General features: G+C 67.3%; 15 protein-coding genes. 13 read left to right on the forward strand and 2 right to left on the reverse strand.

Annotated features, from left to right (window positions below; genetic code table 11):
• Nucleotides 1-519 precede the first annotated feature (519 nt).
• The 7 genes from FPZ11_RS15825 to FPZ11_RS15855 all read left to right on the forward strand — a co-directional run bounded on the left by FPZ11_RS15825 (nucleotide 520) and on the right by FPZ11_RS15855 (nucleotide 9,420).
• Entirely contained in the window at nucleotides 520-2,790 is a 2,271-nt protein-coding gene (locus FPZ11_RS15825) for a hypothetical protein (protein ID WP_146322046.1), read from the forward strand.
• 429 nt (nucleotides 2,791-3,219) lie between these two features.
• Nucleotides 3,220-4,182 (forward strand): LacI family DNA-binding transcriptional regulator, encoded by a 963-nt coding sequence (locus tag FPZ11_RS15830; RefSeq protein ID WP_246846302.1) that lies wholly within the window; start codon nucleotides 3,220-3,222, stop codon nucleotides 4,180-4,182.
• A 135-nt stretch (nucleotides 4,183-4,317) separates the two neighbouring features.
• Nucleotides 4,318-5,652 (forward strand): ABC transporter substrate-binding protein, encoded by a 1,335-nt coding sequence (locus FPZ11_RS15835; RefSeq protein ID WP_146322048.1) that lies wholly within the window; start codon nucleotides 4,318-4,320, stop codon nucleotides 5,650-5,652.
• Nucleotides 5,653-5,721: 69 nt separating this feature from the next.
• Complete coding sequence (locus FPZ11_RS15840; RefSeq protein WP_246846303.1) at nucleotides 5,722-6,636, forward strand: carbohydrate ABC transporter permease; 915 nt, start codon at nucleotides 5,722-5,724, stop codon at nucleotides 6,634-6,636.
• A gap of 2 nt (nucleotides 6,637-6,638) precedes the next feature.
• Nucleotides 6,639-7,505: a carbohydrate ABC transporter permease gene (locus tag FPZ11_RS15845; RefSeq protein ID WP_246846304.1), complete on the forward strand. Its 867-nt coding sequence runs from the start codon at nucleotides 6,639-6,641 to the stop codon at nucleotides 7,503-7,505.
• 104 nt (nucleotides 7,506-7,609) lie between these two features.
• Nucleotides 7,610-8,632 carry a glycoside hydrolase family 130 protein gene (locus FPZ11_RS15850; RefSeq protein ID WP_146322932.1) on the forward strand — a complete coding sequence of 341 codons (1,023 nt, stop codon included), beginning with the start codon at nucleotides 7,610-7,612 and terminating at the stop codon, nucleotides 8,630-8,632.
• Nucleotides 8,629-9,420 (forward strand): HAD-IIB family hydrolase, encoded by a 792-nt coding sequence (locus tag FPZ11_RS15855; RefSeq protein WP_146322049.1) that lies wholly within the window; start codon nucleotides 8,629-8,631, stop codon nucleotides 9,418-9,420. Before FPZ11_RS15850 ends, FPZ11_RS15855 begins: the two co-directional genes overlap by 4 nt.
• A 9-nt stretch (nucleotides 9,421-9,429) precedes the next feature.
• On the opposite strand, the gene FPZ11_RS15860 is transcribed toward FPZ11_RS15855, so the two are convergent.
• Nucleotides 9,430-9,792, reverse strand: a complete 363-nt coding sequence (locus FPZ11_RS15860) for a DoxX family protein (protein ID WP_146322050.1) — start codon at nucleotides 9,790-9,792, stop codon at nucleotides 9,430-9,432.
• A 110-nt stretch (nucleotides 9,793-9,902) separates the two neighbouring features.
• On the opposite strand from FPZ11_RS15860, the gene FPZ11_RS15865 reads away from it, so the two are divergent.
• The 5 genes from FPZ11_RS15865 (at nucleotide 9,903) to FPZ11_RS15885 (ending at nucleotide 16,680) form a co-directional block, all read left to right on the forward strand.
• Nucleotides 9,903-10,322 carry a winged helix-turn-helix transcriptional regulator gene (locus FPZ11_RS15865; RefSeq protein ID WP_146322051.1) on the forward strand — a complete coding sequence of 140 codons (420 nt, stop codon included), beginning with the start codon at nucleotides 9,903-9,905 and terminating at the stop codon, nucleotides 10,320-10,322.
• Nucleotides 10,323-10,393: 71 nt separating this feature from the next.
• A complete protein-coding gene (locus FPZ11_RS15870) occupies nucleotides 10,394-12,523 on the forward strand; it encodes a S9 family peptidase (protein ID WP_146322052.1) in 2,130 nt (709 codons plus the stop codon).
• Between the two features lie 265 nt (nucleotides 12,524-12,788).
• Nucleotides 12,789-14,084 (forward strand): ABC transporter permease, encoded by a 1,296-nt coding sequence (locus FPZ11_RS15875; RefSeq protein ID WP_146322053.1) that lies wholly within the window; start codon nucleotides 12,789-12,791, stop codon nucleotides 14,082-14,084.
• Nucleotides 14,084-16,081 (forward strand): ATP-binding cassette domain-containing protein, encoded by a 1,998-nt coding sequence (locus FPZ11_RS15880; protein ID WP_146322054.1) that lies wholly within the window; start codon nucleotides 14,084-14,086, stop codon nucleotides 16,079-16,081. The genes FPZ11_RS15875 and FPZ11_RS15880 overlap by 1 nt, the downstream gene beginning before the upstream one ends.
• Entirely contained in the window at nucleotides 16,078-16,680 is a 603-nt protein-coding gene (locus FPZ11_RS15885; protein ID WP_146322055.1) for a TetR/AcrR family transcriptional regulator, read from the forward strand. The genes FPZ11_RS15880 and FPZ11_RS15885 overlap by 4 nt, the downstream gene beginning before the upstream one ends.
• A 176-nt stretch (nucleotides 16,681-16,856) precedes the next feature.
• On the opposite strand, the gene FPZ11_RS15890 is transcribed toward FPZ11_RS15885, so the two are convergent.
• Nucleotides 16,857-17,423, reverse strand: a complete 567-nt coding sequence (locus FPZ11_RS15890; RefSeq protein WP_146322056.1) for a TetR family transcriptional regulator — start codon at nucleotides 17,421-17,423, stop codon at nucleotides 16,857-16,859.
• 109 nt (nucleotides 17,424-17,532) lie between these two features.
• On the opposite strand from FPZ11_RS15890, the gene FPZ11_RS15895 reads away from it, so the two are divergent.
• Nucleotides 17,533-18,435: an SDR family oxidoreductase gene (locus FPZ11_RS15895; RefSeq protein ID WP_146322057.1), complete on the forward strand. Its 903-nt coding sequence runs from the start codon at nucleotides 17,533-17,535 to the stop codon at nucleotides 18,433-18,435.
• The last annotated feature ends 5 nt before the right edge of the window (nucleotides 18,436-18,440 follow it).

Below are 18,440 nucleotides of genomic sequence, written 5' to 3' on the forward strand. Positions count from 1 at the left end.
CTTCAGCGACACCACTGGCTGGTCCGCGCACGACGTGTCGACCACGTCGTCGTCGACGGGGACCACCCTGACATCGACGGCGCCGAAGGGCTACGGAGACATCGAACGATCAGTCACCGTCAATCTGGACAGCGACCCACTGATTTCCGTCGACGTGCCTGCCGTGACCGGGGACTGGTCTCTCAAGGCCAACGATGGGACGCTCAGCGACGATCTCAAGATCCAGGACGACACGGACGCCACGGGGACGTTCACCTATGATCTGGCCGCTTTGAGCGGCTGGAGCGGGACGAAGACTCTCACGCTCAAGCTCTACGTATCGCAGGGGATGGGGAAGACGGCCACGTTCGACTGGCTCACCCTTCACGACCGTCCCGCCCTCGCGGATGCCTTCGACACGGCGTCGGACTCCGCGTCGTGGCCGAAGTCCGCCAACGGTGTGACCCTGACCACAGGGGGTCGGGAGGTGTGCTGTCGGTCCCGAGCACTGGGTACGGCTATGTCGCACGACAGGTCACGGTGGATGTCACAGCGGACCCGATCCTCAGCGTCGACGTGCCCGCGACGACCGGCAAGTGGGCGATCAAGCTCAACGATTCGGCAAATGCAGGAGGGAACGATGTCGCGGAGCTGCAGCATGACTCGAGCGCGACTGGCCACTTCGATTTCGACATCGCCTCCGTGACCGGATGGACCGGGTCGCACACGTTCTGGGTCAAGCTGTACGAGATCAGTGCCGGCGGAAGCTCGTCCACCACCTTCTCCTCCCTGACAGTGCATTCCGGAGCGGCTCCGAGGGCGGCGGCGACGGCGAACAGCAATCAGTGGTTTCCTGATCGACTGGCGTTCGACGCGAAATTCTCATCGGGTTCGCTCGATGGATTCGACACCTTCCACGACACGAACTCCGTGACCCGATTCGTCGATGCTCAAGGCCTCGAGGGGGCGGATGGCGAGGGCACGCTGACGATTGCCGGGTCGTACACGTCAAGTGCGCAGTACGACGCAACGTCGAATGTCATCACGCTCTTGCAGTCGCACGAGACGATCGCGATCGCACTTCCCAGCGCGGCGAAAGTCGAGTTCTATCCGAGTACGGGCGCCATGCAGTTCGGTGACGGAGGAACCGCGTCACCCGTCGCTGATGATGGTGTTTGGAGTGCGGACGTGGGCGGCACCGGGACCTACGCGGTCGGCATCGCGTTTGCCGTCGGAGGTGACACAGCCGCCGCAAAAGCCGAGGCCGAGGCAGCGGCAACGGTGAAGGGGGCCGGCGACGATGACAGTGCACGTCAGACGTTCTGGAATGCCTATCTCGCCAAGGTTCCGGCGCCATCCGATTTCTCGATCCACGACGTCCAGAACCTTGGTGTGACCGCCGACGACGTGCGCGCCATGTACTATCAGGCGTTCGTCGACCTCGAGCAGAACGTTCTTCCGGTGATGTCGGAATCCTCGTCGCACGCCCAGATCGCCACGGGCAAGCCTTCCTTGTATATGGGTGGACCGCAGGGAGCCAGCGCATCCGCCAGCTGGGATTCCCTGCTCGGCATGCAGGACCTCGTCTACGTCGACCCCGATGTCGCGTGGGACGCTTTCGACGGGATCATGGATGCAGTCGGTTCCGACGGAGCGCTCGATGGAGAGTCCCTCCCTGCGCGCAAGGCGCAGACCGCCTGGGTCTTGTATCAGGTGACGGGTGACAGGCAAAAGCTCGCTGACGTGTACGCCGCAGTCAAACGCAACCTGGCGTGGGAGGCGGAGAACCCGCACTGGAACTATGGTGGAACTCCGGCCTCGCAGGTGGACGCCGAATTCGTCGCATCACTCATCGTCGACTACGGATATGCGCAGCAGATCGCCGACGCACTCGGGCAGACCGCTGACGTCGCCGGCTTCAAACAAGCCCAGAACGCCGAGCTCGCGGACTACGAGAAATGGTTCTTCCCGGCAGATGGGTCGACCGTCTACCAGCACTATCTCGACGGTTCCAAGCCCGACGATGCAGGCCTCACCATGTACGTCACGACAGGACTCCACGTTCCGGGGCTCTCCGCCGCCGACGTGACGGCACTGCAAAGTCGTTTTGCCCAGGACTATGACCTGAATCAGCAGCTCGCCGGTCTCGCACAGACCGCAATCAAGGCCCCGGACGAGATGTACATGGTCTACGGGCTGCTCGATCACGGCATGGTCAGCGACGCGGATGGCGTGATCAACTCGCTCACACGCGACATCGTTCGCACAGGGACCTTCGCAGAGGTATATCAGCAGTCGTCCGGCAACATCGATGATGTTCCGCTGGCGCGCAGCGTGTACCCATCGCTGTTCGGAGTCGCGAACCTCATCGACAACGTATGGATGGAGAACGGTTATCGCGCCGACCAGGGTGGCGCCTCAGTCCTGCGGCTCCCAGGTTCGACCGGTGGCATCACCGGACTGACGAGCATGGGTAAGCGCCTGAGCATCTCTCTCAGCGCGTCCGACGGGACCGCGACAGTCTCGGGAGACGTCGTGTCGCCGTCGCCCTGCACGTTCGATATCGCTTCGGGACAGACGATCGCGATCGCCGATGCGAAGTGCGTCTCTGATCCTTCGAACGGCTCGGGTTCTGCGCCGGGCTCAGGTACCAAAGGCTCGAGCAGTTCGAGGGCCGGTGTCTCGGCCGATCCCGAGGGCCTCGCGCGAACCGGAACAGACTTGAGCGGATGGCTCACTGCGGCCGTGCTGCTCCTCGCAGCCGGCACTACGACGGTCCTCGTCCGCCGACGTCGGAACCGTGCGGAGTAGGACGCTGATGCGTGAGCAGGTGACGAGCTCGAGATCGCATGCGCATCCGAAAACGGCATCGCGATGCCGATCGCGGCCGTCGTCGTGATCGGGATGCGTCCGGCGTCGGCCAGTGGATGCTGAACGTGGACAACAATGGCCGACTCGCCTCCTTCGGCGGCGCACGATGGTGAGCCGCCGAAGGAGGCGAGTCGTGTAGCGCTCCTTGGGGGCGGTGGCGCATTTCAGCGCTGGGCGCGCCACCCGTTCGACGGCAGGCGAGACGAACACGAGGTCGAGTATCTCGGCGACGAACTGTACGCCTGACAAGGCACTGTCCGACCATGATTCGTCGATAGAGTCGGGGCATGCCGATTCGGGGGACCTGGGTTGCCTAGGCGGGTCACGATAGTCGACGTCGCCCGACGCGCAGGGGTGTCGATCAGCTCGGTGTCGAGCGCACTGAACGATCGTCCTGGCGTCTCGGAGGAGACGCGCAAGCGGATCGTCGCCACCGCGAACGAGCTCGGGTTCGTTCCCTCACTCAGGGGCCGCAGCCTGTCGGGCCGTCGTGCGTTCGCGGTCGGGCTCGTCGTGCACCGCGACCCCGACGTGCTGGAGTTGGACCCCTTCTTCGGTGGATTCATCGGCGGGATCGAGGAGTGCATCGATGCCCGCGCATACGCCCTCGTCCTTCAGATCAGCGCGAGTTCCGACGGCGCGCTCGACCGATATCGACGGCTCGCAGCCGATCGCCGGGTGGACGGCGTCTTCCTCAACGAGTTGGAAGTCGACGATCCGCGCGTCGGGCTCGTAGAGGAGCTCGGGCTGCCGGCGGTCGGCGTCAATGCCGAGGCCGGGTTCCCTCTGCCGGCCGTGAGACAGAGTCACGACGAAGGCATCCGCGCGCTCGTGGCCCACCTCGTCGAACTGGGCCACAGGCGCATCGCCTATGTGCGGGGACGCTCGGAGTTCATTCACTCAGTGCGGCGTGAGGCAGCATGGCGGGACGCCGTGACTTCCACCGGACTCGTTCCGGGACCGGTGGTCTCCGGAGACTTCACCTACGCCGGCGGCCTCTCTGCCGCGTCTGCACTGATGGGACTGCACGACCGTCCCACCGCGGTCTGCTGCGCGAACGATCTCTCCGCCATGGGATTCATCGCGCAGGCGCAGCACATGGGGTTCGATGTTCCAGGCGACATCTCGGTGGCGGGCTTCGACGGCATCCAGCTCGGCACCTACGTTCGCCCCTCCATGACGACAGTGCAGACGAGTCCGCGGCGCATCGGCTTCGAAGCCGCGAAGATGCTGCTCAGCGTCATCGACGGCGAGACGGAGCCCGACGTGCGGATCCCGCCGGCAGAGCTCTTGGTGCGCGAGTCGACCGGCCCTGCTCCGGCCGAGATCTGAGCGCTGAGCCACCGGGAGCCCCGTTTCGCGCGGCTGGATGGCCGACTTGCGTGCCGTTCGAAGACATGCGATGCTCGCCTGTACCGAAACGTTTCGGTACAACGGCAAGTGCCGCGATCACAAGGAGATTCAACAATGGCAACGAAGAAGTTGCGAGCCAGGCGCCTGGCGCAGCGACTGACCGCTGGGGCAGTCGCCATCGCAGCGGTCGGCGCGCTTGCGGCGTGCTCCGGCGGGACCTCGTCGGCTTCCAGCGACGGCGCGCCGAGCGGCAAGCTGCAGATTCTCGTCTCGAGCGCCGACGCATCCGATGCGGCTTTCCGTGCGATCGACGCCGCCTTCGAGAAGAAGTATCCGAAGGTCGACGTCGTGCTCTCATCGGTCTCGAACGACAACTATCCTGCGACGAAGTCGTCCAGGCTGACAGCAGGCAATGTCGACCTCTTCGTGGTGAAGAGCATGTGGGAGACGCCGTCGTACGCGAAGAGCTCGGAGTCTGACGACGTGCGGCTGGCCAAGGCCGGCGGTCTCGTCGACCTCTCCAAGCAGCCGTTCATGAAGGACTACACGCCCACCGTGCTGGCAGCACAGTCGATCGGAGGCAAGCAGTACGCCGTCCCCACGGGTGTGAGCTACTCGACCGGCGTCTACTACAACAAAGACATCTTCGCGAAGTACGGCCTGTCGGTTCCCACGACGTGGGATGAGTTCACCAAGGTGATCGCCGAGCTCAAGTCGAAGGGAGTCACTCCCTTCGGCATCGGTGGCAAGGATGGCTGGCCCGCGGGGCTCCCGATGCTCGGATCGGTGGGAAGCCTCTATCCGTCGTCATCCGACAAGCAGGCGCTTGCCAAGTCGCTGTGGACGAATGAGGCGAAGCTCACCGACAAGCTGCCGGTGAAAGTGCTCGACGAGACCGAGACCGTGCTCGCCAACGCACAGCAGGGCTCGGCGGGCGCCGGGTACGACTCGATCCCGGCCGGCTTCGCAGCGTCCGACTTCGCGATGACGCCGGATGGCACGTGGAACGAGCCGACCATCGCTGCCGCCGTCGGCTCGAAGTTCGACATCGGCTACTTCCCCTTCCCCGGATCTGATCACGCCAAGGACAACGCCTACCTGAACGGCAAGATCGAACTTCAGCTGGCGGTGCCGACCTCGTCGAAGAACCAGACCGCGGCGATCGCGTGGCTGAAGTTCTTCTCCCAGGCGGACAACTACAAGGATTTCCTGCGCAAGTCCGGCTTCTCCTCGGCCCAGCCGGGGATCTCGACGAGCGCATTCCTCAAGTCGATCGCGCAGTACACCGCGAAGTACCAGCCGGCATGGGATCAGATCTGGGTCGCCAACAACAAGGCGGGTCAGGACGCCGTCTATCCGTTCAACTACCCTGCGCTGACTCCGCTCGGCTCGAGCACGCCTGAGCAGGCGGCCCAGGCCGCGCAGACCGCGTGGGCAGCTGCGTTCTGATCAATCAGGTAAGTCGTGCTGCCGGCGGCGACGTCTCAGCCGCCGGCAGCACGACCTACGAGGAGCATTGTGGCCATCACATCATTCCCTTTTCCCCGAAGATCACCCGTACGCATCAGTTTCGGAATCGGCCTTGCCGTTCTGACCCTCTTCGGCCTGGTGCCGGCGGTGGGCGTCCTCGTGGTGTCCTTCACCGACCTGCGTGGGCTTCCCTACCTTCCCGTCGACTGGGTGGGCGTCGACAACTACGTCACGTTCTTCTCGCCCGCGAAATGGCCCGACAGCCTGAACGCGCTTCAGAACACGGTCATCTTCGCGTTCGCCAGCACGGTCGTGCAGATCGTCGTGGCGCTCGCCATAGCCTTGCTCCTCAACAGACCTCTTCGCGGACGCAACGTCTACCGCGCGGTGGTCTTCATGCCCACCGTGCTCGGCGTGACCGTCACCGGCCTCGTGTGGTCTCTGATGTTCAACGTCAGCGGTGGTCCTGCGAAGTCACTGTTCGCGCTGTTCGGTGCCCAGTCCGCCTTCTTCGGCGACCCGCACCTCGCGTTGTCGCTGGTCATCCTGGTGCAGATCTGGATGGTCGTCGGCATCTCGGTGATCATCTTCCTTGCCGGACTGCAGGCGGTCCCCGAGGAGTTGTACGAGGCTGCCGCCATCGATGGTGCTACCCCGTGGAAGAGGTTCCGCTGGGTCACCGTGCCGATGCTCGCACCGTCGATCACCGCCAACGTGCTGCTCGGCATCGTCAACGCGCTCCAGAGCTACCAGTTGACGTTCGTGCTGACCGGCCCCAACAATCGATCGACACAGGTCCTGTCACTCCTCGTCTACGTTCAAGGATTTGGCGGGGCATCCGGCACGACGCTGTCGCAGTCCCAGGGGTATGCGGCGGCCGTGTCGATGGTCCAGTTCGTGCTCGTCGCCGTCGTCAGCCTCATCGCCCTGGTGATTCTGCGCCGTCGGGAGGCGAAGCTGTGAGCGTGACCACGACCACCAGAACCGCCGTCGCGCAGACGGCGCCGACCAAGTCGCGCAAGAGGCTCAGGCGGATGCCCGTCGGCGGCTATGTGTGCGCTGCGATCGTGCTCGTCGTCTTTCTCTTTCCGCTGCTCTACCTGGTGAACACCGCGCTGAAGTCGAACGCGGCATTCGTCGCCGATCCCGTGGGTATCGTGCGCGATCCGCAGTGGGGCAACTTCATCACCGCCTGGAACAAAGGCGACTTCGGCGCGTACATCCTCAACAGTGTGCTCTACACGGCGGCAGGGTCGGCGATCGGCACGTTGATCACGCTCGTGCTCGCGTTTCCCGTCTCGCGTGGATATGTCAAAGGCGCCAGGCTCTGGTCGGTGCTCTTCGTGCTGGTGCTCTTCCTCCCCAACGCTCTGATCACACAGTTCCAGCTGCTTCTGCGGCTGCACCTCTATGACAATCGGCTCGGGTACATTCTCATGGTCTCGGTCGGGGTCGGCATCGGTCCGCTTCTCTTCAGCGGCTTCGTCAAGTCGATTCCTCGCGAGCTCGACGAGGCCGCCGCCATGGACGGCGTCGGGTACTGGCGCTATCTGTTCACCTTCATCTTTCCGTTGGCGAGGCCCGCCCTTGCGACGATCTTCATCTTGCAGGCGGTGTGGATCTGGAACGAGATCGTGCTCGCGACGGTGCTCTTGGCCGACCCTTCGAAGTTTCCCGTGACTGTGGGTCTCTACGCGTTCAAGGGAACGTACTCGAACCAGTGGCCGCTCCTCGCGGCGGCGACGTTCATCGTCGCGGCGCCGCTCATCGTCGGCTACGTCTTCATCCAGCGCTACCTGGTGAACGGCGTGCTCGGCTCCGTCAAGGGCTGAGTACGCCCGAATCCCGTCCGCTTCATCAAGAAACAAGAGAGCTGTCTGTGTCATCCACCATCTCAGTCGACATCCCTTACGCACTCGATCGGGTCGGGGTGCTGATGGAACCCGATCCGAACGACCCCAATCAGGCCGAGGGCGTGCTCAATCCAGCGACGGTTCGGGGCTCGGACGGCCTTCTCTACCTTTTCCCTCGACTGGTCGCCGCGAAGAATGTGTCTAGGATCGGCCGCGGAAGAGTCGTGCTGCGTGACGGGGTTCCTGTAGCCGTCGCCGATCTCGAGATCGCTCTCCAGGCGGACCGCGGGTGGGAGCATGGCATGGACCACGGCGGTGTCGAGGATCCGCGCATCACCTGGATTCCGTCGCTCGGCTTTCACGTCATGACGTACGTGGCCTTCGGCCCGCTGGGGCCGAAGCCCGCCCTCGCCGTCTCACGTGACGGCGGCGAGTGGACGAGACTCGGGCCTATCCAGTTCGAGTACGAGGATGCGCTCGACACCGACCTGAATCTCTTCCCCAACAAGGACGTCGTGTTCTTCCCGGAACCGGTGCGCGATCCCAGCGGGCGGCCGAGTTACGCCCTGCTGCACCGGCCCATGTGGGACTTCAGTTTTGTGCGCCCGGGCGAGGCGCCGCCTCTGCCTGCGGGTGTTCTCGATGACCGCGCAGGCATCTGGATCTCCTATGTGCCCGTCGAGAACGTCAAGGCTGACATCGGGGCTCTTTCTCGCCCGCGGACTCATCGCTTCCTGGCAGGTCCTGAACATTCCTGGGAGGCGCTGAAGATCGGAGCGGGCCCCGCGCCGCTCCGAGTACCAGAGGGATGGCTCGTGCTCCATCACGGCGTCACGGGGTCCATGACCGGTGGGGCTTTCGTGCCCCAGGCGAACGTGCGCTACGTCGTGGGCGCCCTCCTGCTCGATCTCGACGATCCTTCGCGCGTTCTCGCTCGCACGAGTGAGCCGATCATGACACCGGAGACCGAAGAGGAGACGAGGGGTACGGTCGCGAACGTGGTCTTCCCCACTGCGATCGAGGAGATCGGCGGTGAGCACTTCGTGTTCTACGGCGCAGCCGACTCTCGGATCTCCGTGGCGCGTCTCGTGCGCACGGCACCGTGACCCCGGAGTGGCCGGCACTCGTCGCGTTCGACCTCGACGACACGCTCGCTCCCTCGAAGTCTCCGCTGCCGGCGCCGATGGCCAAGGCGCTCACGAGGCTGTTGGCGACAACCCCGGTCGCGGTGATCTCTGGGGCCACGTTCGATCAGTTCGCCCGGCAGGTCGTGCGTCCGCTCTCAGCACTGCCCGGCAGGCGGTTGGACCGCCTGTGGATCCTCGCAACGTGCGGTACGCAATGCTTCAGGTACATCGACGGTCGCTGGAGGGCGGTGTTCTCCGAACTGCTCGACGAGCGCGAGAGGCGTGCGGCGATGTCGGCGCTCGAGTCATCCGCGAAACGACTCGAGCTCTGGCCGGATCGCAGCCACGGCGACGTGCTCGAGGACCGGCGATCACAGGTCACGTTCTCCGCACTCGGCCAAGACGCCCCGCTCGCGCTCAAATTGGTCTGGGATCCCGATGGCACGAAGAAGGAGCGGTTACGCGACGAGGTCACGCCGCTCGTTCCCGATCTCGAGGTGCGGATCGGCGGCACGACGTCGATCGACATCACTCGCCGAGGACGCGACAAAGCCTTCGGGATGCGCCGCCTGATGGCCGAGACCGGAATCGCGCCCGACGACATCCTCTTCTTCGGCGACAGGCTCGAGCCCGGCGGCAACGACCACCCCGTGCTGTCGACGGGCGTGCGCTGTGCGTCCGTTCGAGGCTGGGAAGACACGCTGGGCCGCATCGGGGATCTCGACGGGCGATCGGGTGGACGGCTTCCGGAAGTGCGCGACAGATAGCGCGAGCGGTCAGACGAGCACGCCGAAGCCCAGCACGGCGCTCACCACCGAAACGACGCCGAGCGCAAGCGCCGGAACGTACGGCTCCGAGCGGCGAACGTGGATGACCACCGCGCCCACCATCAGCACCGCGAGGCAGACCGCGGCGATCGGTGCCAGGATGCCCGCGATCCCCGTGAACAGCGGCAGCACGAGTCCCAGCGCCCCGACGATCTCCGCCGTGCCGATGAGCTTCACCGGTCCGGCGCTGAAGTCTTCGACCCAGGCCATCGCTCCGGCGAGCTTGGCCTTCGGCTGGCTGACCTTGGTGATTCCTGCGGCGAGGAAGGCGAGCGCGAGCACGATGTTGACGATCCAGAGGGCGACGGTCATGGGAATCCTTGAAGGTTGATGGTTACGATAGGTAAGTAACCACATGATGCGTTACCGAAGACGAGCGTGCAAAAGGCACATCGGGGTAACCGGGCGCGGGAGCGGGCGAGATGGCGGCACCGGCCGGCGGCAGGGCATCCGTGGAGCTGCTGAGCTCGTACGAGGGCTCCTGCGCCGGCGAACACGACGACGGGGCCGCGATCCGCGAGGTGCTCAACCGCATCGGCGACAAGTGGTCGTTGCTGGTGATCGCGACGCTGCAGTCGGGCGAGCTGCGGTTCAGCCAGCTGCGCCAGCACATTCCGGGCATCTCGGGGCGGATGCTCACGCTCACGCTGCGTCAGCTGGAACGCGACGGGCTGGTCGATCGCACCGCGCACGCCGAGGTGCCGCCCCGCGTCGAGTATCGGCTCACCGAGCTCGGCAGCACGTTGATCGTGCTCGCGATCGGGCTCGCCGAGTGGGCGACGGCGAACCACCCGACGATCGAGGCCTCGCGCGCCGCGTACGACCGTCGCAACGGGTCCTGAGCCCCCCTGAGTCGTTGAGCCCCGTTGTTCGAGGCCCCCGAGCACAGCGATCCCGTCGTAGCGTGGAAGCCATGCCGACGACGCCCTTCGATTCCCTCGAAACCTACATCGCCCTTCCCCGCATCGAGTCTCTGGTGCTCTCACCCGACGGCCGCAGAGCGGTGCTCACCATTGCGACGCTGTCGAAGGACGGCACGAAATACGAGCGCGCGCTCTGGTCGGTGCCGGCCGACGGATCGGAGGGGGCGCGCCGTCTCACGCGATCGGCCAAGGGGGAGTCGGCGCCGGTGTTCACGGCATCCGGCGACCTGCTGTTCGTCTCCGGCAGGCCCGACGTCGATGACGACGACGCGAAGGGACAGCTCTGGATGCTCCCTGCCGCAGGCGGCGAGGCTCGCCCGGTCACACGGCTGGCCGGCGGCGTCTCCGGGGTGGAGGCCTCGGCCGAGACGGCCGACAGCATCGTCTTCGCGGCCGGCCTTCTGCCGAGCGCCGCCACGCTCGACGGCGACGCGACGCTGCGCGCCGCGCGCACGAAGAAGAAGGTCGCCGCAATTCTGCACGAGGGATATCCGGTGCGGCACTGGGACGCCGACCTCGGCCCCGACCAGCCGCACCTGTTCGGGCTCGACCTGGCCGGTCTCGTCGACCGGGTGGGAGCCGACAGCCCGAAGGGCGACGGGGCGGATGCCGCCGATGCCGGCGCGAGCGACGACGAGCCGACGCCGTATCCCGCGTCTCTGCCGCGACCTCGAGACCTCACGCCGCGCCCGGGGCCGGGCGCCGGGGCATCCGGCGTGGCGATCACTCCCGACGGCGACACCGTGATCGTCTCGCTGCCGATCGCGGAAGGCTACGACCAGCGTCACCGGCTCGTAGCGATCGACGCGGCATCCGGCGACCAGACCGTGCTTCTCGACGAGCCCGACGTCGACCTCGAGAACCCGGTGGTCTCGCACGGCGGACTCGTCGTCGCCTTCCTGCGAACTGAGCGCGCGACGCCACAGGGACCGACGCAGCAGGAACTCTGGGTCGCGGGCCTTGCACATACGGACTCGAACGGAACGGCGGCGATCGGCCTCGTCGAGCCTCGTCGCATCGCAGCTCAGTGGGACAGGTGGCCGGCCGGCTTCGCATTCGACGCCGACGACCGAGCGCTCATCGTCACCGCCGACCAGGACGGGCGCGCACCGGTGTTCCGCGCACCGCTCGACGGCGGCGACGTGCAGCAGCTCACGAACGACGACTTCGCCTACGCCGACGTGCGGCTCGATCGAGCCACCGGCGACCTCGTGGCGCTGCGCTCGTCATGGATGTCCGCGCCGCACCCCGTGCGCATCTCGCGTGACGGCGGCATCACCCCGCTCACCGTTCCCGGCGGCGCACCCGAGGTGCCTGCCAACATGGAAGAAGTGGAGACGACCGCGGCGGACGGCACGCGTGTGCGCGGCTGGTTGATGCTGCCGGCGGATGCCACGGCATCCTCGCCAGCGCCTCTGCTGCTGTGGATCCACGGCGGCCCGCTGAACAGCTGGAACGCCTGGAGCTGGCGGTGGAACCCGCAGCTCGCCGTCGCCCGCGGCTACGCGGTGCTGCTGCCCGATCCCGCACTCTCCACCGGGTACGGCCTCGACTTCATCGCCCGCGGCTGGAACGCGTGGGGCGAGGCCCCCTACACCGACCTCATGTCGATCACGGATACCGTCACCTCCCGCCCCGACATCGACGAGACGCGCACCGCGGCGATGGGTGGCTCGTTCGGCGGTTACATGGCCAACTGGGTCGCCGGTCATACGGACCGCTTCCGCGCCATCGTCACGCACGCCAGCCTGTGGTCGCTCGACCAGTTCGTGCCCACGACGGATCTCTCGTCGTACTGGGCGAGCATCTTCACGGCGGAGGGCCTTGAGGCGAACTCGCCGCACCGGCACGTGCAGAACATCGTGACCCCGATGCTCGTCGTGCACGGCGACCACGACTACCGCGTCCCGATCGGGGAGGGTCTGCGGCTCTGGTCGGAGCTGAACGCGCACTTCGCGGCCCCCGACGGCACGCTGCCGCACCGGTTCCTGTATTTCCCCGACGAGAACCACTGGGTGCTGAAGCCGCAGCACGCGGTGGTCTGGTACGAGACCGTGTTCGCGTTCCTCGCGCAGCACGTGCTCGGCCAGGACTGGTCCCGCCCCGACAACCTCGGCTGACCCGGCCCGGCCCCGGCAGCCTTCCATGCGTGCCATTCCCAGCCCGCGGTGACCGGTTCCGAAAACCGGAGAGATCGCGCTCTCGCGTCGAAAGCCGGACGATCGCTCCGGTGCCCGAGCCCATCTCCGGAATTCGGAACCGGTGGGATGTCGATGGGCGCCGGGAGAGCGCCGCGATCGACAGGCTTGACGTAATTCATCAAGCGATGAATTATTAACGCGACCCGGGGCATCCGGGGCATCTGGTGTTCGTCGGGAGGCCGCCATGCGCGCGATCGTGCTGAAGGAGTTCCAGGAGCTGCGGCGCGACCGCCGCACGCTCGCGCTGCTCATCGCCATGCCGCTTCTGCTGTTGGTGATCTTCGGCTACGCGGCCAACTTCACCGTCGACCACCTCACCGTCGCGGTCTACGGACCGAGCACGCACGACGTGGTGAAGCTCATCGACGACAACGCGAAGCTCAAAGGCCATCTGAACGTCGTCACGACCGAGGTCGACGGTACGAAGGCCGATGCCAAGACCGAACTGCAAGACGGCAAGGCGAACGTCGCCATCTACGCGTCGGCGGCGTCCGGCTCCGGCTCCTCCGATGCGGGAACGCTCAACGCGGATGTCTACATCGACGGTTCGAATCTGTTCGCGGCGCAGTCGGCGAAGACGATCTTCGCCCAGGTGCAGCAGCAGCTGACGCAACAGGCGGCGCAGGCCCAGGCGAAGGCGGAGCAGGCGCAAGCGCAGCAGGGCCAGCAGAGTCAGCAGGGCCAGCAGAGCCAGGAGCAGTCGAACTCGGGCGGATCGCAGAGCCAGGCGCAGGCATCCTCTGCCCAGACGCCCACGCTGACCGTCACGACGCTGTTCAACCCCGATCTGAAGACATCGTGGGTGATGATCCCGGCCATCATCGGACTCATCCTCACGTTCATCGGCACGATCATCACCTCGATCGGGCTGGTACGCGAGCGCGAGGCCGGCACGCTCGAGCAGCTGGCCGTGATGCCGCTGAGGGCGAGCTCGGTGGTACTCGGCAAGATCACGCCGTATTTTCTGCTCGCCTGCATCGACATGGCGCTCATCACGGTGCTCGGCCTTCTGCTGTTCGGGGTGCCGTTCAACGGCGACCCGGCCATCTTCATCGTGGGCGCCGCGCTGTTCCTCTTCGTGGTGCTGGGGCTCGGCGTGCTCATCTCGTCGGTGTCGAAGACCACGGGGCAGGCGATCCAGCTCGCGTTCATGGTGCTGCTGCCGCAGATCCTGCTCTCCGGCATGATCTTCCCGCTCTCCGCGATGGCCGCCGGCGTGCGCTGGATCGGCTACTGCCTGCCGCTCACCTGGTTCACGATGGTGTCGCAGGGCGTGATGATCCGTGGCGCCGGGTGGGACTCGCTGTGGTTCCCGCTCGTCATCCTCGCCGGCATGGCCGTGATCATCTTCGGTCTCGCGGTGGTGCGGCTGAGTCGCAGCATCTCCCCGGTGAAGCAGAAGCACGGCGGAGGGGATGTCGCGTCCCGGCCGGCCGACACCGATCGCGCGTCGGACGCTCAGCCGACCGAGGCAGCCTGATGCGCGACGCGGGTCTCGAGGCCGCGCCGACCGTCGAGGCGTTCGGCGTCACCGACCTCACCGTCCGGTTCGGTGCGACGGATGCCCTCACCGACGTCACCCTGCGCGCCCGCCCGGGCGAGGTGACGGCCATCGTCGGCGGCGACGGCGCGGGCAAATCGACGCTGCTGCGCGTGCTCGCGAACCGGGTGCGAGCGGCCAAGGGCGACGTGCGCACCCTCGGACCGTCCGGCATCGGCTACCAGCCCGCGACCTCGGGCGTCTGGCCGACGCTGACCGTGGCGGAGAACGTCGAGTTCGTCGGACGCTCGTACGGGATGCCCGCCGCACGCATCCGCGAACGCTCCGCCGAGCTGCTCGATCGCGCGGGCCTCACCGCGGCCCGTCATCGGCTCGGACACGACCTTTCAGGCGGCATGCGCCAGAAGCTCGGCTTCGTGCTCGCCATCCTGCATGAGCCGACGCTCGTGCTGCTGGACGAGCCGAGCACCGGCGTCGACCCCGTGAGCCGCCTCGAGCTCTGGCGACTGATCAGCGCCACAGCGGGCGAGCGGGCGGTGGATCACGGCGGCGCGAACGCGGACCACGCGGGCGGCACTCACGACGGCGACGGCGGAGGCACGACGGTCATCATGGCCACGACCTACCTGGACGAGGCGCAGCGGGCGGCATCCGTTCTCGCGCTCGACGGCGGCCGGATGCTCGCGGCCGGCACCCCAGACGAGATCGTCGCCGCCGTGCCGGGCACCGTCGCCCGCATGCTCGACCCGACGGCGACGCTGTCCGAGGCCGCCGCGGCTCGCTCGTGGCGCCGCGGCATGGAACGGCACGTCTGGATCCCGAGTGATGCGGCGCTGCAGCACCGGGTGGCCCCGCTCGATCCGCCGGACTTCGAGGATGCCCTCGTCGCCCTCGCGCTCGCCGCGGCCCCTCGGTCCACGGCCGAGCAGGCCGTCCCCGACCCCTCGGCCGGGCAGGCCGTCCCTCGCTCCCCGAGCGAGCGAGCGGGCACCGTAGGGCGCCGCGCTCAGGGTGCGTTGAGCGACCGGGCCGCGCCCACGGCATCCGCCAGCCACGTCACCAAGCGCTTCGGCCACGCCACGGCGCTCGCCGAGGCGAGCCTCGACGTGCATCCAGGTGAGATCGTCGGCCTGATCGGCGCCAACGGCGCGGGCAAGACGACGCTGCTGCGCATCATGCTCGGACTCGAGCGCGCAGACGAGGGCGAGGTGACGCTCTTCGGACGTGCCCCCGACAACGCTTCGCGCAGACGGCTCGGCTACGTGCCGCAGGGACTCGGCCTCTACACGACGCTCAGCGTGCGGGAGAACGTGGCGTTCCTGTCTCGCGTGTACGGCGTTCCGCGACCCGAGCTGCCGCCCGCGCTGAGCGAGGTGCGCTCACGAATCGTCGCCGACATCGGCCTCGGGCGGCAGAGACAGCTCGCCTTCGCCCTCGCGCTCAGCCACGGGCCGGAACTCCTCGTGCTCGACGAGCCGACCTCCGGCGTCGACCCGTTGGCCAGGGCCCGGCTGTGGGACACGATCCACGCACAGGCGGATGCCGGTCGTGCCGTCATCGTCACCACCCACTATCTGCAGGAGGCGGAGCAGTGCACGAGTCTCGTGCTGCTCGCCCAGGGCCACGTCGTCGGCCGCGGGACGGTCGCCGAGCTCACCGCCGGCGCGACGGCGGTGCTCGTGCGCAGCGAGCACTGGCAGCGGGTGTTCGGAGTCTTGGACCGCTCTGGCCTGCCGATCATGCTCAGCGGGCGAGACGTGCGCGTGGCGGGGCGAGAGGGGGCGAGCGCGTTGCGCGAGCGCGTGATGCGGCTGCTCGACGGCATCCAGGCCGACGTCGTTCCGGTGCCCGCGACCCTGGAGGAGACCGTCGTGCTGCTCGACAGTGGGTCGAACGAGGGGAACTCGAACGACGTCACTGAGCGCTCGTCGGATGGCACCGCGTCCGGCGGGGCAGCGAGCGGGGCCGGTTCGTGAGCGGCCGCCGCAAGGGCCCGTCGACCACGCGCGAGGAGATCCTGGATGCCGCCCGCGAGGTCTTCGCCGACCGTGGCGTCGACGGCACCACGCGGGAGATCGCCCAGCGCGCCGGGGTCGACCCCGCGATGATCGCGCACTACTTCGGCTCGAAGGGAGGGCTCTTCGACGCGGTCACCGCACTGCGCATCGATCCCGCCGACGTGATCGCGCCCGTGCTCGAGGCGAGGCCCGAGGATGCCGCGCGCCGCCTGGTGGCCCAGCTGATCACCGTGTGGGATGCGCACGCGTCGGTGATCAGCGTCATGGTGCGCAGCGCCACGCGCAACAAGGTGGTCGCCGGTCAGATGCGTGCGTTCATCCTCGAGCGCGCGGTGCGACCCGTCGTCACGCGGTTCAGTCCCGATCCCGATCCCGAACAGATCGAGGTGCGCGCGGCGCTGGTCGCCAGCCAGGTCGCCGGCCTGCTGCTCACCCGCTACGTGCTGCGCTGGGAGCCGTTGGCCTCCGCGGACCCCGACTGGGTCGTCGACCACATCGCGCCGACTGTGCAGGCGTACCTGACCGGCCCGCTGCCGTCCCGTCCGTCGGCGAGCTGACCGCCTGTCCCCACCCGGTCCGTCCTCACCGGTCACGAAAGCAGGAGGGATCGCGCTCTCGCGCCGAAAACAGGCGGATCTGGCCTGTTTTCGGTGCGATGTCCTGTTGTGGATGCGCGCGAGCAGCCTGAGCCCACGCCGCTCGGCCCACGCCGCTCGGTGCGCGATCGCGACCCTCAGCCGGCGCCGATCGCCCGCAGCTCGTTGAGTCCGTCGTCGACCAGCTGCGCCATCTCGCGCGTCTCGCCTTCGGAGAGCCACGCGGCGAAGGCCGAGCTGAAGACCGCGATCCCCGACCGTGCGGCGATCGTGGCCGCAGGTTCCGTGACGCCGCGCTCGCGCAGGGCTTCCGCCATCCCCTCGGCGACGGCCGCCATCTTCAGCAGCTCGCGCTCCTGCAACCCGGGGTTCGCAGCGATGACGGTGCCGCGCACGCGCGAATCCGCACGGTGGCCGGCGGGGAAGAACTCGACCGCGGCGTGCAAGCCGGCGGCGACGGCATCCAGGGGCGAGGCATCCACAGGCGCGTCGCGCACCCCGTCGATGAAGAGCGAGGCGAACTGGGCGCGGTCGCCGAACAACACCTCGCGCTTGTCGGAGTAGTAGCGGAAGAACGTGCGCTCGGTCACTCCGGCCCGTTCGGCGATGGCCGCGACGGTCGTCGCCTCGACGCCGTGTTCGGCGAACAGCTCGACGGCGGCACGCATCAGCCGTCCCGCCGCGTCGGGCTCCCATCTCACCATGCCCCGATGATAGCTGATGACAGATCCTGACATCACTGCTACAGTCTCTGATGTCAGCAACTGACATCACTTGCCGGCATCACCACGAAACGACCATCGGGAGGTCATCATGCGGTTCTTCGTCACAGGAGCGTCCGGCTGGATCGGATCCGCCGTCAGCACACAACTCCTCGCAGCAGGGCACGAGGTCAGCGGCCTCGCGCGATCCGACGCCTCGGCGCAGAGGATCGCCGCGCTCGGCGCCGACGTCGTGCGCGGCGATCTCGGCGACCTCGACACGCTGCGGGATGCCGCGGCCGCCTCCGACGGCGTCGTGCACCTCGGCTTCATCCACGACTTCGACGACTTCGCCAACTCCGCCAGGGTCGATCGCGAGGCGATCGAGACCTTCGCCGGTGCGCTCGACGGATCGGGAAAGACGCTGGCCATCGCCTCAGGAGTCGCCGGCCTCGTGCCCGGCCGCCCCGCGACCGAAGACGACGAAGGCACCGTGCCGAACCCGCGCCTCGACAACGCGAAGTACGTGATGTCGCTCACCGAGCGCGGCATCCACCCGCTGCTGCTGCGCTTCGCGCCGAGCGTGCACGGCACGGCGGGCGACCACGGTTTCATCAAGACGATCGCCCAGATCGCGAGGCAGCGCGGCGTCTCCGCCTATGTCGGCGATGGCAGCTCGCGCTGGGCCGCGGTGCACCGCGACGACGCCGCGCTGCTGGTGCGGCTCGCGCTGGAGGCGCCGCAGCAGGGCAACGTCGTGCACGCCGTGGCGGAGGAGGGCGTGAGCGCGAAGTCCATCGCGGAGGCGCTGGCGGCCAGGCTGGAGCTGCCCACGGCATCCATCGCCCCTGAGGATGCCCTCGAGCACTTCGGCTGGATGGGCCGCTTCTTCGGCCAAGACCTTCAGGCCACGAGCACGATCACCCGCGAGCGCTACGGCTGGAACCCGACGCACCCCACCCTGCTCGACGACATCGCAGCGGGCGGCTACGACGTGCCCGCCGTCGCCGCCTGACGCCG

Source organism: Humibacter ginsenosidimutans, assembly GCF_007859675.1.
In the GTDB taxonomy this organism is placed as follows: Bacteria; Actinomycetota; Actinomycetes; order Actinomycetales; family Microbacteriaceae; genus Humibacter; species Humibacter ginsenosidimutans.

Bases quoted from the DNA above. Each gene is read 5' to 3' on its own strand.
- FPZ11_RS15835 (WP_146322048.1), top strand. From the start codon at position 4,318: ATGGCAACGAAGAAGTTGCGAGCCAGGCGCCTGGCGCAGCGACTGACC.
- FPZ11_RS15850 (WP_146322932.1), top strand. From the start codon at position 7,610: ATGGAACCCGATCCGAACGACCCCAATCAGGCCGAGGGCGTGCTCAAT.
- FPZ11_RS15860 (WP_146322050.1), bottom strand. From the start codon at position 9,792: ATGACCGTCGCCCTCTGGATCGTCAACATCGTGCTCGCGCTCGCCTTC.
- FPZ11_RS15865 (WP_146322051.1), top strand. From the start codon at position 9,903: ATGGCGGCACCGGCCGGCGGCAGGGCATCCGTGGAGCTGCTGAGCTCG.
- FPZ11_RS15870 (WP_146322052.1), top strand. From the start codon at position 10,394: ATGCCGACGACGCCCTTCGATTCCCTCGAAACCTACATCGCCCTTCCC.
- FPZ11_RS15875 (WP_146322053.1), top strand. From the start codon at position 12,789: ATGCGCGCGATCGTGCTGAAGGAGTTCCAGGAGCTGCGGCGCGACCGC.
- FPZ11_RS15880 (WP_146322054.1), top strand. From the start codon at position 14,084: ATGCGCGACGCGGGTCTCGAGGCCGCGCCGACCGTCGAGGCGTTCGGC.
- FPZ11_RS15890 (WP_146322056.1), bottom strand. From the start codon at position 17,423: ATGGTGAGATGGGAGCCCGACGCGGCGGGACGGCTGATGCGTGCCGCC.
- FPZ11_RS15895 (WP_146322057.1), top strand. From the start codon at position 17,533: ATGCGGTTCTTCGTCACAGGAGCGTCCGGCTGGATCGGATCCGCCGTC.